Below are 14,341 nucleotides of genomic sequence, written 5' to 3'. Positions count from 1 at the left end.
TTGTTGTCCCCTTTCCTTTCTCTTCAGGGAAAGCAGCCGCAGGAACGAAGGGAAGCAGAGCGATAGAGACGACACGCTGTTGGCGAAAGAGACTCTTTCCGGTTGTGTTACAACACTTTTTCAAGACCATCAATAAGTAGAGATTAAAGATAATCTGCGTTAAAACGGCATCAGATGAGAAGAGAAAGCATATCTTTGTGATGGAGAAAGATATTGCGTTTTTGTCATGTTAGTAAAAGAATCAATACATAAGGTTTTCAAGACCACATTAAGGCTCTCCCTTGCGTTCCTGTTTACTCTTACAGGAGCGGTTGGTTCTGCTCTTGCTTGCAATACGGAACCTCCATCCTCTAAAGACAGAGCAACGGACAGTGCGAGTTCTACCCTCAAAGGCTCTTTGGTTCCACTCTATACCATGCCGAGCGGAGAACGACTGCCAAGCTATACCCTTCCCAATGTTTATGTTTTCGGGCAGAAGTCCAGAATGAGCGAGCGAGAAAAGAAAGCATTCAGCAGGCTGGTTCGGGATGTCAAAAAGGCTTATCCTTTTGCAAAGATTGTCGCCAACACTTTAATGGAGACGTACGAATACATAGAAACACTTCCGGATGACGGCTCTCGTGAGAAGCATCTCAAGCGAATGGAGAAGGAGTTGTACAAGCAGTTCGAGCCTCAAATGAAGAAGCTCACACTGCGTCAAGGCAAAATCCTTATAAAGCTAATCAAAAGAGAGACAGACTCCACCAGCTATGAGTTGGTGGAAGCATACTTGGGCTCTTTTGCTGCATCGTTCTGGAATCTGTTCGCGAAGATGTTCGGAGCTTCTCTCAAGGCGGATTACCAACCCGATGGAGAAGATAGAGCGATAGAGACGATAGTACTGATGATAGAAAACGGAGCGATATGATTCGCTCCGTTTTGCTTTCCTCTTTTCTCTAAATATAGGATCATCTATTGCAGAAATCGAAAAAAGTAGTACCTTTGCACAGTGATTGACTCTCGGATATACACTGAGAAGAGGTTGCGGTCCTATAGCTCAGTTGGTTAGAGCAACAGACTCATAATCTGGAGGTCCCTGGTTCAAGCCCAGGTGGGACCACTTGAAAAGATAGAAGCACTCCTTTTGGGGTGCTTTTTTTATTGTCCGGAGGGATAAAATGGTCGCTTTCGGAGGCTGTTGCCGGTGTGTCTTTTTATATAAAAATGGAGTTGGAGAAAAGGCATAAGAAGAATTATTTCTTCAATCTGAATCGGATGACAAAAATGAGAGATTCTCTCAATTTTCTGTCTGATAGTCTGTTATGGATTTCTCTGATTTCGGAAATTTTTATCTCCCGGTCGGTTTCAGGGCCCGTTTTCGCGTTAATAGGTGTAAATTTTAACACTGTCGTCTGTAAACAAATCCTAATGAAATTTTGTGACCAAAAACAGCAAAAAAAGGGGTAAAAGGTGCAAAGTGTTAATTGTCAGCATTATAAGTAAAATTTCTAAACACGTTTACCAAATCCGGTAAACGTGTTTAATGAAATCGGTAAACGTGTTCATTGAAAAATTAAACACGTTAAGCCGACACAATATGCTCGTTTAGCATTTTGGGTGAACGGGTATCGAAAATGGTGTTAATGAAATGTGGCGAATTTAACAATTTGCTCGTGCTCTGAAAACGCCCCCTCTGATCAAAATAGAGAGCGAGAAAAAAGTGAGCTTTTTTCGGGATGGAATATATAAAAATGAACTCTCGGTCGGAGGGCAAAAAGTTCAGTCTTCCGTCCCGAAAGAGATCCCCAGTTTTTTCCCCTGTATCACCAAAGGATTGTCCTCACGTACCGTTTTCAGTTTGCCCGCAACCTCTTCGAGAGGCAAGTGGGTCATCTGTCCGTTCACAACAGCCACCATCACTCCGAAAATTCTGTTGGAGACCAGCTCTGTGGCGTATCCGCCCAGAAGTGTGGCGAGGTTACGGTCTGCTGCGGTAGGAGATCCTCCTCGCTGTATGTGTCCTAAAACAGTCTCCCGACAGACCAAGTCCGAATGCTCTTCTATATATTTTGAGAGATAGAATGCCGGACGCTCTTTCTCTCCGCCGAGGCTCTTAACGCCCTCTGCCACTACAACGATGGAGTGGAGCTTACCTTTGTTCATCCGTCTGTTTATGGCTTCTATCACTTTGTCGGGGTTATAGCCCAGTTCCGGGATCAGTATCACATGGGCTCCTCCTGCCATTCCGGAGTGCAGGGCAATCCATCCGGCTTTGTGCCCCATCACCTCTACCACCATCACCCGTCTGTGGCTCTCTGCCGTGGTATGCAGCCTGTCTATGCACTCTGTTGCGGTTGCCACGGCGGTATCGAAGCCGAAAGTAACCTCCGTGCCCCATATATCGTTGTCTATCGTTTTGGGTATCCCCACGACGTTGATCCCCAGCGCCCGCATCTTTGCAGCCGTTTTCATGGTGCCGTTTCCGCCTATCGCCACAAGGCAGTCGAGACCCAGGTCGTCGTAGTGTTGCTTCAGTTTGCGCGGAAGATCCTCATCGGAAAAGAGCCTTTTTCTGAACGGCTTCTCTCTGGATGTGCCCAAGATGGTGCCTCCTTTGTACAAGAGACCGCTCAGAGCCACTTCATCCATTATGGTGTAGTCGTTTTCAAGAAGCCCCGAAAAGCCTTTCCGGATTCCGACGACCTCCATATTGTAGTGGAGTATCGCTGTACGCCCTACTCCTCTTATGGTTGCATTGATACCCGGACAGTCTCCTCCGGAGGTGAGTATTCCTATTTTCATGATGGGTTGTGATGTATGGACAAATTATTTCATGCAGATAGTCTGTGCGCCTGTTGAGGCAGGGGATGAAGCAAAACTCTTCTCCTCCGGAGTTCAAAAAGAGCTCTCTGCCCTCCACTTCGATCTCTTCGAGCGTTTCCAAGCAGTCTTGCACGAAAGAGGGACAGATTACGGCAACCTTCTTTATGCCTTCCGCAGGAAGCTGCTTCAGCCTTTCTGCCGTGTAAGGAGAGAGCCAGCGTGTGTGTCCGAGCCTGCTTTGGAAGCTCACTTCTACCTGAGAAGCCGGGAGCGAAGTGTGTTCGAGCAGGAGTCGGTGCTGCTCTTTGCACTGGTACTCATAGTCTTTCTCCTTTATGCCTCTGTACATATCGACATGGGCAAGCGGTATGCCGTGGTATGAGATGAGCAGATGGGCATCTTTCGGAAGGTGCGAAAGGATCTGATCACTCATGGCAGAAAGATATGCCGGATGGTTGTAGTAGGGCGGTATTACCGAACACTCCACGCCGAGATCCTTTGCATTCTGTTTGAAACACTCTACCGCTGTCTCGTAGCTGCTCATCGCATAGTGAGGAAAAAGCGGTAGAGCCACTATATGATTCACTCCTCTGTCAAGCAGAGTCTTTATGCCGGAGCGGATGGACGGATTGCCATACCGCATTCCGACCTCTGCCGGAATAGCCAAAGAGGCTTCCAAGGAGTGAGCCAGAGCCTTGGCATTCACCAAAAGAGGCGATCCCTCTTCTTCCCAGATGGCACGATACTTGCGAGCGGAGCGGTATCCTCGAAATGGGACAATCAGACAGCGAACGATGATCTCTCGCCAGGGAGAGGCAAGAGTGATGATGCGAGGATCGGTAAGAAATTCGTACAGAAACCTTGATACATCTTTTGTGGAATGGCTGTCCGGTGTCCCGGTGTTGAGTATAAGCAGTCCGAATTGTTTCTGCATAAATATTGGGAATATCTTATAAAACATCACAAAGATACGTATTTATCTCGTATCTTTGAGTACAAAAGTAATAGCATGCAACCTATAATCCTCTCACCTCCATTCTCTTCCGCTTCGGGACAGAGCATACAGCTTCCGCTTTCCAAAAGTATCTACAATCGTCTTCTGATCATAGAGGCATTGGGAAGGAGGCAAGACGCTCTCTTGCCTCTTTCTGCCAAGGCTTTGGAGGACAAAGGGAGCTACTATCCGAACGATATTCTGGTGCTGAGCAGGGCAGTTGTTGCGCTCGTTTCATCTCCATCGACCGAAGAGACGATCCTCGTGGATGTGGAAGACTGCGGCTCTGCTCTCCGTTTTGTTGTCGCTTATGCTGCTCTTGCAACGAAGCGTTGCGTGGTAATATCCGGCACTGAGAGGTTGATGCAGAGACCTATGGACGAACTGCTGGTGGCACTGAACCGGCTGGGTGGAGAGGTCGCCTGGGAAAAGGGCGAGGACAAGAGAGACCGGATCGTAGTACGACCCTCATCGCTCAAGAGCGGAAAGATAGATCTGACGGAGAGCAGAAGCTCTCAGTTTATCTCCGCACTACTGCTCATCTCTCCTTATCTGCCCGATGGGCTCGAAGTGGAGTGGGATGCTTCGAGCGTGAGTAAGACTTATGTTTACATGACTTTGTCGCTTATGCGACGCTACGGTATAGAGTGCAGCTATACGGATAAGGAGATAAAGGTGTTGCCCGGCAGGTATCTTCCTGTGAGCACAAGGGATATAGAGGCAGACTGGTCCTCGGCTCTCTATTGGTTTGCATTCATTGCGCTCTCCTCTTTAGGTGCACACCTCAAACTGCAAGACCTTACACTGCCATCTCTGCAAGGGGATGCTTCGGCAGCTGCTCTGTTTCGCCTGATCGGCGTCAAAGCCGAAAGGGATGAGGTGTCAGGCTCTACAACCATTGTCCGAGTGCCTTGTGTGGAGGATTTTCATACCGCTTTTGACGGACTTAATATGCACATCATGCCGGATGCCGCACCTACCATGGCTGTTGTTCTGGCTCTGAGAGGCATCCCTTACAGAATGGTCGGGCTGGAGACCCTGCCTCTCAAGGAGAGCAACCGGCTTGTTGCAGTGAAAGAGGGGCTTCGTCTCTTTGGATTGGATGTCGAATTGACAGCCTCTTCCATACTTTTCCGAGGAGGAGAACCTACTCTTCCTCAAGAGACTCTACACCTTAACAGCCACAACGATCACCGCATAGCGATGTCGTTTGCAGTGGCTTCCGCAATGGGTTATGAGATTGCCGTGGACGATCCTTCGGTGGTAAACAAAAGCTATCCTCTCTTTTGGCGAGAGCTGCAACAGGTATTGAACCCGGAAGAGAAATCCGAATAAAAGTTATACAAACGAGACCATTGCATCTGTTAATTCCCTTGTTTTAAGTCTATTTCTTAACCGGTTCTTAATCTTTTCCTCGTAAAGTTTTTGTAAATTTGTGGTGAGAATGTGTTTGAAATCAGGCTAAACTGTACACAAAAGAAGAAATAAGTATCACTTTATAAACAACATTGAATCCTATGAAATTGAGAATCTCATTTCTATTTGCTCTTATTCTTTTCACTTTGAGCACTGTGGCAGCCACTGCGCAGGTGAACGTGAAGGGGAAAGTATTGGAGAAAGGGACAGATAATCCTCTTGGAGGAGTAAGAGTATCTGTCGGTTCGACAGGAAATATTTCCAATCGCCAAGGCGAGTTTACGCTAAGCGTGCCTGAAAACAGTACGCTTCTGTTCAGATATATGGGTTACCTGGACAAAAAAGTAAAGATTGGCAGAGGTCCTTCAGTGGATCTTGGTGCCGTCTATATGGAAGAAGACGTTAGAGGTATCGAGGATGTTGTGGTTATCGCATCCATCATTCCTAAAGATCGTATAACTCCCGTTCCGGTGTCTAACGTTAGTATTGATGTGATTGAGACGAAAGCTCCTAACATCGAGTTCCCTGAGCTTCTTAAGCAGACTCCTTCTGTTTATGTAACCAAAGGCGGCGGTGGTTTCGGAGACTCTCGTATCAATATGCGCGGTTTCGATAGTAACAACCTCGGTATCCTCATCAATGGTGTGCCCATCAACGATATGGAGAGCGGAAAAGTGTACTGGTCCAACTGGGCAGGTCTGTCCGATGTGTCAAGCTTCATTCAGATTCAACGCGGACTAGGTGCTTCCAAGCTCGGTCTCTCTTCTGTCGGAGGTACCATGAACATGGTTACCAAGAGTACGGATGCCAAGAAGGGCGGATCTTTCTATACCGGTATCGGTAACGACGGATACAACAAGATGGCATTCAATGTATCCACAGGTCTTATGGATAACGGCTGGGCTGTATCGCTTGCCGGTGCTCGCACTTCGGGCGACGGATATGTAAGAGGTACTGCTTTCCAAGGATGGTCTTACTTCGTTAATATCTCGAAGATCATCAACGAAGATCACCGTCTTTCGTTTACTGCATTCGGAGCTCCTCAGTGGCACAACCAAAGAGGAACGATGTACACGATAGAAGATATAAGAGAAAGCGGCTTCGGCGCACGTCATAACATCGGTTACGGCTACATCAACGGACAAGAAGTGGGCGGAGCTTATGGTCGCAACTTCTACCACAAGCCTCAAATGTCGCTCAACCACTATTGGGAGATCAGTCCTAAGAGCAAGCTCTCTACTTCTCTCTATGCTTCTCTTGCTCGTGGAGGCGGACGCCGTGTTCGTGGAGCAGAGGGTACAAACTGGTTGGGTATAAATAATACGACAGGAAAGCCCAGCAATCCGCTTACGATAAAGCAAACACCTGAAGGCCTATTGGACTTCGATGCCGTGATGAGAGAAAACAGAGCTTCGGACAATGGTTCCAAAGCGATCTTCTCCAATGCAATGAACTCTCACAACTGGTACGGTATCCTATCTTCTTTTAACCATAAACTTTCGGATGCTCTATCTCTTACAGCCGGATATGATGCCAGATTCTATCAAGGTTTGCACTACGAACAGATAGAAAATCTTCTTGGTGGAGACTACTATGTAGAGCCTCAAACAAGTGCGAAGAAGCTGATGTATCACAAGCCTAATCAACCTTTGAAGGTGGGCGATAGAATAGAGTACGATAACATTGGTGAGGTTCTTTGGAACGGTATATTTGCTCAAGCAGAAGCAAAGAGCGAGAAACTCAATGGTTTTGTCTCTGCTTCTCTTTCCAACCAGGCCTACAGATATGTGAACCTTGGCGGTACAAACGAAAAAGCTCCTTTGGCTGAAGGTCAGAGCAGATATGTTTCCGAATGGGCAAGCTATCTTCCATGGAGCGTGAAGAGTGGTTTGAGCTATAAGCTGAACAACCAAAACAACTTCTTCGTGAATGCCGGTTACTTTACCCGTGCACCTTATTTCCGCAGTGTATTCTTCAACTACAATACAGAAATCAACACCGGAGCGAAGTATGAAAGAGTACTTACCGGCGAGGTCGGTTACGGCTTCATCAGCGAGGTGTTGAAGGTGGATGTCAATGCTTACTACACCAAGTGGATGGATAAGGGTATTACTCGCAGAATCGGAAATAATGAGCTTGCCAACATCACAGGTCTTAACGCAAGACATATGGGGGTAGAGCTTGAAGCTACCTACAAACCGACAAAGAGGTTTGAACTTAAAGGTATGGTTTCTGTGGGAGACTGGATCTGGACAGATGACGTAAATGCAGCCATCTTTAACGAAAGCCAACAAAAGATAGCTGAGATACAAGCCTTCATCGCAGGTGTACACGTAGGAAACTCTGCACAGGTTACGGCTTCTCTAAGCTCTTCTTATGAAGTGTTCAAGAACTTCCGTATATATGGCAACTTGAACTATGCCGGAAAGAACTTTGCAGACTTTGATCCGACAAACAGAACAAAGGAGAGCGACAAGGTAGATGCTTGGCAGCTTCCAAACTACTACACATTGGATCTCGGAGCAAACTACAAGTTCAACATCGGCTCTCTAAATGCTACTCTCTACATGAATGTGGATAACGCTACAAACGTAGAGTATATAGCAGATGCACGCGACGGAAAGAAGCACGACATGAAGACATCGCTTGTTTACTTCGGTTTCGGTCGTACTTGGGCAACAGGTTTGCGCATCAACTTCTAAAAACAGGTCTTACATAAATACGTCATTACAACAATGAAAAGAGTACAATATATATTAGCATTCGTGGCTCTTCTGGGGCTTGTTGCGTGTAATCCTACAAAGGGAATATACGAAGAGTTGGACAAGGAAGAGAAGCATGTGACTAAGACAAAAAGCATTGTCCTTTCGGATGCAGAGTTTAAGAGCATCATAGATGGACATATCTCTTCTATGGTTGCAAAATTCCAAGGAACTCCCGAAGAGAAGAAAGCCTATAAGGCTCAACTCGAAAAAAATCTTAGAGACGAGAGAACTTACTCTGCTTTCAGTGATAAGTTTACAGCTGCAGAGCATCTTACTCCTTTTGCCGCAAAGGCAAATCCGGAATGGGGTAAGGACTCCAGACTCACCATTGAACATAAAGAACTTCTTCCTGCTTCTTCAAACCTTAAAGCAATAGGTTTTGCTGCTTTTGTGGAACTCAAGAAGGCAGACTTTGAAGGATTGGGTATAACCTCTATCGTAAAGCTTAAGGCAGACGAACTGAACAAGGTGATAGAGCTTGCTAAAAGCAAAGCACAGAACAACCCTCGCTCTTTGGTGATCAGAGGATCTTTCAACTCCGATAATGTTACATGGTTCGTGATCAATGGCAAGCTTGCTGATGCAAAGAAGTATCATGCAATCACGATGGAAGAGTACAAGAGCATGGGAGCAAACTATGGTAACTTCTCTTCTTCCATGCCGGCTGAAAACTATATCCCTGCTCTATTGGCCGTGAAGTATCCTTATGCTCAAGCAGGCGACAGTAAGGTGGTTGTATGGTTGTTCTACAAGGACAAAAAGACTTCTGTTCACTACGAAGACTATACCTTCAATGGAACAAAGTGGGTTGTAACAGAGAGAACAACTCCGGTTACATCCCAGTTCATTCAAAATGGTAAGGGATGGGTATATGATCCAACCATTAAGTTTGCATTTGAAAAAGCAGACTTCCAATATCTTTTTGAATGGGTGAAAGCAAATAAGCCATCTTATATCAGCAAAAAGTATCCGACGAATGAAGAGTTCTGGTTCGGAGGAAGCAGCTATTATAACAACTTCAACCTCGATGGCGGAGAGACACAAGGAGACAGACCGGAAGAGAAAGGTTTGGATTCTGCAGCTCTTCTAAAGGCGAAGTATGAGCGTATCAAGGATGGTCTTAAGCTCGTATTGGCTCATAAATATCCGGAAATGCCGGCTCTGACAAATGGTATAGAGCAACGCTACATCATTAAGGTAAATATCCGTGTGAACAGAGCTAATGCAGACTTTACTTATCAGTTCAAAGGTCTCGGTAACGGAAACTTTGAATACGAAGCAGGTCCGACAGAGATTTAAGAAGAACAGACAGACTTCTCTTCTAAGCATAGAGAGAAGGTGAAAATAGCAAACATAGCCATCGGGAGATAAGATTTCCCGGTGGCTATGTCGTTTCTGTTGGAGAGGATAGCTTTGTCCGAACTTTTCTTTTTAGCTATCTTTGCAGATGTAAAAACGTTTTTAAGAGAACAGAGATGAAAATAGGTGAGGCTCTGCTCTCTTGTTTGTTATGCTTACAACATTTGTAAAAGGCTTAATTATAGGTGTTATCGTCTCTGCTCCCATGGGTCCCGTAGGAGTGGAGTGTATTCGTCGTACGCTTACCAAAGGTCGCCAAAGCGGTCTGCTTACAGGTCTTGGTGCCACAGCAAGCGATATCTTTTATGCTGTTGTAACGCTTATAGGGGTAAGTAGCTTTATTTTCTTTATTAAGCAGTACTCTCAAGAGCTTCGATTCTTCGGCTCTATCTTCATCGTGGCATTTGCTTTTTACGTGATGAATTCGGGCTCTTCCATAGAAGAAGAGGGAACATCTGAAGAAGAGGATGTCCCGACGGAGCATCCTTACTGGAGAGATTTTACTTCCGGCTTCTTTCTTACTTTACCGAATATCCTTATAGTGTTGCTCTACGTGGGTCTGTTTGCTCAGTTTTCTTTTCTTACAGATGTAGATACAGAAAATCTTTGGCCGTTGTTGATCGGAGTGGCAGGGATTGCCGTAGGAGCCGTTTTATGGTGGACTCTCATAACCGGAACAATCACTAAAGCCAAGCAGTGGTTTAACATTAAAAGCATACGAGGGATCAATAGAAGTATTGGGTTGATTCTGCTTTGCTGCGGGTTGATAGGCGCTCTTGTTGGCTTAGCCGATTTGATGTAGGTCTCTTCTTTTCTCCTCCAAAACAGGGGGAGTTGTCTGACAAGTCAAGCTTTTTAGTTACTTTTGTGCAGAATGCGAGGGCTCACAGGCTCTTTTTCATTCAGTAGAGAAATAACGTATAACACAAAATCAGTATCATGAAAAGATTATTCTTAACCATTGCAGCTTGTTTTTTGTTGCTACCTTTTGCTCTTGAGTCTAATGCACAAGAGACTTCATTCAAGAAAGGGACTGGTATTTGGAACTTGGGGGTGGGATTAAATAATGCCTATTCTACACTTCCTCCTCTTTCCGCATCATTTGCATATAGTATATCGGACTATGTCTGGGACAGTAGAAGTGCCCTTGGTATGGGAGGTATAGTTGCCATTGCCGGAAACTCCTACACAACAAGTATTCTTGCTGCTCCTCGTATCTCTCTTCATTACAGTTTCATCCCGAAGTTGGATACCTATGTTGCAGGATATGCCGGAGTAAGATTCCAAAGTATAAAAACAGAAGCCAATGAAACAAAACACAGAAATGCCTTTGATTACGGCTTCAATGTCGGTACGAGGTACTTCTTTACACCGATGTTTGGTGCTTTCTTGGAGCTTGGATATGGTGTAAGCTATGGTAACATTGGAGTTTCTCTAAGATTATAATAGAAGATTTCTACAAAGAAAAAACCTCGGTTCGCAACAGCAAACCGAGGTTTTTCTTTTTCTCTTCAAAAGACTAAGCGTACATAAGAGCTTCTCTAATTTTTGCCATATTATATTCCTTGGTGTTTTGAGAGACAAGGAACCAGTCAATAATAGTCCAGATACCGCAACCTCCACCTGTTAAGAGCTTGAGGACTCCAAGACCAACTTGTCCCAACATAAAACGGTCGATACCCAAAGTACCTCCCAAAATGGAGATTACAAGCATAATCATCGGATCTCTGAGCTCAATTCCTTGCAGGCGAGATAGGACAGAGTCGTCTCTTGATGATAGGTGTTCACGAAGTTCATTCAAAGCATAAGGCTCAATGTACTTAGAGATGCTTAAAATGTAGTAGTCTAATCTTTGCTGATCCATTCCTGTATGTATTTATGTTTAAAGTCTTTCGGATGCCCATCTTGCACCTTGTGTCAAATGTAGCAATATTTTTTTAATGTTTGGGCAAACTTTTTGGTGCTCTTTGGTAACAAGTAGAGGCAACTCCATTTATTTGTTTTTAGACATACCGTACTCGATCCAAAAGAAGATGAAGCTGAGCAGATAAAGAGCTAATGTCCAGATGATAATAGAAATATAGGATTCTTTAAGTTGTTCTATAAATCTTCCGGAAAAGATGAATGTGAATAGAATCGCTCCCAAGACAGTTAAAGGATACTGTATAGCGCGATAGAGTGCGTAGCGAGTTCTGCTTTTTTTCATAATGAATTAAAAGTTGGATTGTGTGATATCATATAAAATAGGAGTTCTGCCGGAGAAAACCTCTCTTATCAGAACTCCTATTTGTAGTGTGTTAGAATGCCAATATAATAGGAAGGAACTTTTCTGCAGAGAGAGAAGCTCCTCCGATAAGACCTCCGTCAACATCCGGCTTGGCAAACAGCTCCGGTGCATTGCCTCCATTGCAGCTACCGCCATAAAGGATGGTGAGATCATTGGCTACATTTTCTCCATACTTCTTAGCAACAATGCTGCGAATATGGGCATGTATCTCTTGTGCCTGATCACTTGTGGCTGTCTTGCCTGTACCGATAGCCCAAACCGGCTCGTAAGCAAGAACGATCTTACCGAACTCTTTTTCACAAAGGTGGAAAAGGCTTTCTACAATTTGCTTTTCTACGACTTTAAAATGGCGGTTGGCTTCTCTTTCTTCCAATACTTCGCCAATGCAGAAGATTGGAGTAAGACCTTGTGCAAGTGCCAAATCGACCTTTGTCTTCAGGATCTCTTCTGTTTCATGGTAATAGCTGCGACGCTCGGAGTGTCCAATGATAACATGGCTTGCTCCGGTACTTGCAATCATTTCTACAGAAACCTCTCCGGTATAAGCTCCGGAGGTATGATCGGCACAATTTTCTGCTGCAACCTTTACAGCAGATCCTTTTACTGTCTCAACCACAGAAGCCAAATGTGTAAAGGGAACACCAAGAATTACCTCACATTTGAGGTCTTTTCCTTCTATTGCCTTTTTTACATCTTCTGCCAACTTAACACCTTCTTGCAGGCTGGTATTCATTTTCCAGTTTCCTGCCACAATGTTTTTTCTCATATCTAAATTATTGTTTTTGTTGTAATATGGCTTTCCTCTCTTTATCTCTGTTTTTTATATCCACAAAGAGAAGAATGAGAAATATCACAAAGGTAATGATGCTTCTCCACCATGTTAATAAGAACTCTTTCCATGCATTACTCTTTGGAAGAGGATCAAATGGATGTTCTGAAAACTCTTCATCCTCTATAAGATCATAGAGGTCTGAAAAGCTTACCTTGCGACGAATGATGCTGCCATCCAAAACAACCAATCCGGGATTGGATCGTATTACTGTCTTAGCTGTAGTCTCATCAAGGTAGGCAATAGAGTATTCCGGATTCAAGTTGCTGATGATATTTTTTATCTCACCGGACTCCATATCATTACTCATAAGGAGTATTAAACTTCCTCCCTGCTCTCTGGCTATACGGTTAAGAGAGTTTAGCAGAGAGGTCTCTTTCAACTGCATCTTTCTGATATCGGGTGTTATCAGAAGCATTATCTTGTTGTCCGGAGAGAGAACATCGGGGGTGATTTCAATTCCATCTCTATTGATGATCATAAAATCTGTTGCCGGGGCAATGTCTCCTGCAGATATTAGTTTTGATGCGTCTCTTACGTACGTCCATGTAGAATCAAGATGCTCTATTTCATCAATGTTGAACGTCATCTCAACCTCTCCTTTTTTGTACACAAACTTGTAGTCGTATTCCGCTTGCTTGAGGGTCGAGTCTGCTTCGTATCCTTTCAGTTTTGCGAGAGACTTGCCTACCTTATAGGGTCTGAAGTCCAATGCCGGCAGTTTGCGATAGTTGGTATCGGCAAAGGAGAGAAAGAATAGAATAAATAAGAAAAGATTGATGACATCTGAATTTTTTACTCTTAGCACACGAGGGCGATCTCTTCCGAGAAAGATAAGGACAGAAAGGAAGAGAAGGATAAGATTCTTTGCCAGAGTTGCCGAGTTGGGTACATGAATGACATCTCCAAAGCATCCACAATCGGTTATCGGATTGGCTATGCTGATATAAGCGGCAAAGAGGGAAAAGAGAGTCATCAGCATGAGCGTTATCCATGCTGTAAAAAAAAGAAATGTCCCGGTAAGCAGGCATGCTCCAATGGTAAATTCTGTCGTAGAGAGAGCAATGCTGCCAATGAGGGAAAGCGTTTCATCCACCGGAATCCCAAAGGCACTACCATACTCTTCTATTTTATATGCTGTCCCCAGTGGGTCTATCCCTTTCATCAATCCTGAAAGAAGAAACAAGACTCCGACCACAAGGCGAGCGATTCGTATAGCAAAAGTAGGTATAGGATTACGATACCTGTCCAAGGTATCTATGGGTTGGCTCATTTCTGTTCTTCTCCCTCTAAGATGATGCGGATGAGCGCAAAGATCGAATAGTTGATAATGTCATAATAGTTGGCATCTATGCCTTCCGATATTTTGGTTACCCCCGGATGATCTTCTAACTGCTTGGTTCTGAAAATTTTTGTGAGCATCAAATCTGTCAATGAGCTTAAGCGCATATTGCGCCATGCTTCACCATAGTCATGATTCTTTTTCTGCATCAAGGACTTTGCTTTGCCCAGATAATCATCGTACCATTCGAGAGCCTGATCTGATGAAACTTCTTCAGGAGTGGCACGTACGCCATGCTCTAAAAGAATGAGGCCAATGGCTCCATAGTTTACGAGAGCAATCAACTCTCCGGTAGAGCTTTCGTTGACAAGATTAGTCCCCGTTTCTTCTATTGTTCTTATCCTATTGAGCTTGATGAACATTTGGTCCGTAATAGCAGTGGGACGCATGATGCTCCAAGAAGCTCCGTAGTCAGATAGTTTAAGTTCAAAAATCCTACGACACTGACGCACTATTTCGTCGTACTGGTCAGAGGTATTAGCTGCAGTCATAAGAGGTAAACAAACGTATTATGTTACAGGCACAAAGATAATAAAATATCCACTTT

General features: G+C 44.5%; 13 protein-coding genes and 1 tRNA gene. 7 read left to right on the top strand and 7 right to left on the bottom strand.

Annotation, left to right across the window (positions count from 1 at the left end; genetic code table 11):
* Nucleotides 1–226 precede the first annotated feature (226 nt).
* A complete protein-coding gene (locus tag JT26_RS07425) occupies nucleotides 227–907 on the top strand; it encodes a DUF4294 domain-containing protein (RefSeq protein ID WP_235300044.1) in 681 nt (226 codons plus the stop codon).
* Between the two features lie 118 nt (nucleotides 908–1,025).
* Nucleotides 1,026–1,099, top strand: a tRNA-Ile gene (locus JT26_RS07420).
* Nucleotides 1,100–1,758: 659 nt separating this feature from the next.
* On the opposite strand, the gene JT26_RS07410 is transcribed toward JT26_RS07420, so the two are convergent.
* Nucleotides 1,759–2,727 (bottom strand): ATP-dependent 6-phosphofructokinase, encoded by a 969-nt coding sequence (locus JT26_RS07410; RefSeq protein WP_235300047.1) that lies wholly within the window; start codon nucleotides 2,725–2,727, stop codon nucleotides 1,759–1,761.
* Nucleotides 2,645–3,736 carry a ferrochelatase gene (gene hemH, locus JT26_RS11005; protein ID WP_160217643.1) on the bottom strand — a complete coding sequence of 364 codons (1,092 nt, stop codon included), beginning with the start codon at nucleotides 3,734–3,736 and terminating at the stop codon, nucleotides 2,645–2,647. Before hemH ends, JT26_RS07410 begins: the two co-directional genes overlap by 83 nt.
* 75 nt (nucleotides 3,737–3,811) lie before the next feature.
* On the opposite strand from hemH, the gene JT26_RS07400 reads away from it, so the two are divergent.
* The 5 genes from JT26_RS07400 (at nucleotide 3,812) to JT26_RS07380 (ending at nucleotide 10,782) form a co-directional block, all read left to right on the top strand.
* Nucleotides 3,812–5,131, top strand: a complete 1,320-nt coding sequence (locus tag JT26_RS07400) for a 3-phosphoshikimate 1-carboxyvinyltransferase (protein ID WP_036848306.1) — start codon at nucleotides 3,812–3,814, stop codon at nucleotides 5,129–5,131.
* A 182-nt stretch (nucleotides 5,132–5,313) separates the two neighbouring features.
* A complete protein-coding gene (locus JT26_RS07395) occupies nucleotides 5,314–7,914 on the top strand; it encodes a TonB-dependent receptor plug domain-containing protein (RefSeq protein WP_036848303.1) in 2,601 nt (866 codons plus the stop codon).
* A 33-nt stretch (nucleotides 7,915–7,947) separates the two neighbouring features.
* Nucleotides 7,948–9,276 (top strand): hypothetical protein, encoded by a 1,329-nt coding sequence (locus tag JT26_RS07390; RefSeq protein WP_036848300.1) that lies wholly within the window; start codon nucleotides 7,948–7,950, stop codon nucleotides 9,274–9,276.
* A 211-nt stretch (nucleotides 9,277–9,487) separates the two neighbouring features.
* On the top strand, nucleotides 9,488–10,138 hold the full coding sequence (locus JT26_RS07385; protein WP_036848297.1) for a LysE family translocator: 651 nt from the start codon (nucleotides 9,488–9,490) through the stop codon (nucleotides 10,136–10,138).
* A gap of 137 nt (nucleotides 10,139–10,275) precedes the next feature.
* Complete coding sequence (locus tag JT26_RS07380) at nucleotides 10,276–10,782, top strand: hypothetical protein (RefSeq protein WP_036791030.1); 507 nt, start codon at nucleotides 10,276–10,278, stop codon at nucleotides 10,780–10,782.
* Nucleotides 10,783–10,855: 73 nt separating this feature from the next.
* Here the strand turns inward: JT26_RS07380 and JT26_RS07375 are convergent, their stop codons facing one another.
* From JT26_RS07375 to JT26_RS07355, 5 genes are all read right to left on the bottom strand, one after another.
* A complete protein-coding gene (locus tag JT26_RS07375) occupies nucleotides 10,856–11,200 on the bottom strand; it encodes a TM2 domain-containing protein (protein ID WP_036791033.1) in 345 nt (114 codons plus the stop codon).
* 129 nt (nucleotides 11,201–11,329) lie between these two features.
* Complete coding sequence (locus JT26_RS07370) at nucleotides 11,330–11,542, bottom strand: hypothetical protein (RefSeq protein WP_036848294.1); 213 nt, start codon at nucleotides 11,540–11,542, stop codon at nucleotides 11,330–11,332.
* Between the two features lie 91 nt (nucleotides 11,543–11,633).
* Complete coding sequence (gene tpiA / locus JT26_RS07365; protein WP_036848291.1) at nucleotides 11,634–12,389, bottom strand: triose-phosphate isomerase; 756 nt, start codon at nucleotides 12,387–12,389, stop codon at nucleotides 11,634–11,636.
* A gap of 7 nt (nucleotides 12,390–12,396) precedes the next feature.
* Nucleotides 12,397–13,725 carry a BT_3928 family protein gene (locus JT26_RS07360; RefSeq protein ID WP_036848288.1) on the bottom strand — a complete coding sequence of 443 codons (1,329 nt, stop codon included), beginning with the start codon at nucleotides 13,723–13,725 and terminating at the stop codon, nucleotides 12,397–12,399.
* A complete protein-coding gene (locus JT26_RS07355; RefSeq protein ID WP_036848285.1) occupies nucleotides 13,722–14,285 on the bottom strand; it encodes a DUF1599 domain-containing protein in 564 nt (187 codons plus the stop codon). Before JT26_RS07355 ends, JT26_RS07360 begins: the two co-directional genes overlap by 4 nt.
* Nucleotides 14,286–14,341 lie beyond the last annotated feature (56 nt).

The organism is Porphyromonas sp. COT-108 OH1349, assembly GCF_000768755.1.
GTDB classification, from domain to species: Bacteria; Bacteroidota; Bacteroidia; order Bacteroidales; family Porphyromonadaceae; genus Porphyromonas_A; species Porphyromonas_A canoris.
This window is presented reverse-complemented; position numbering and strand designations above follow the sequence as displayed.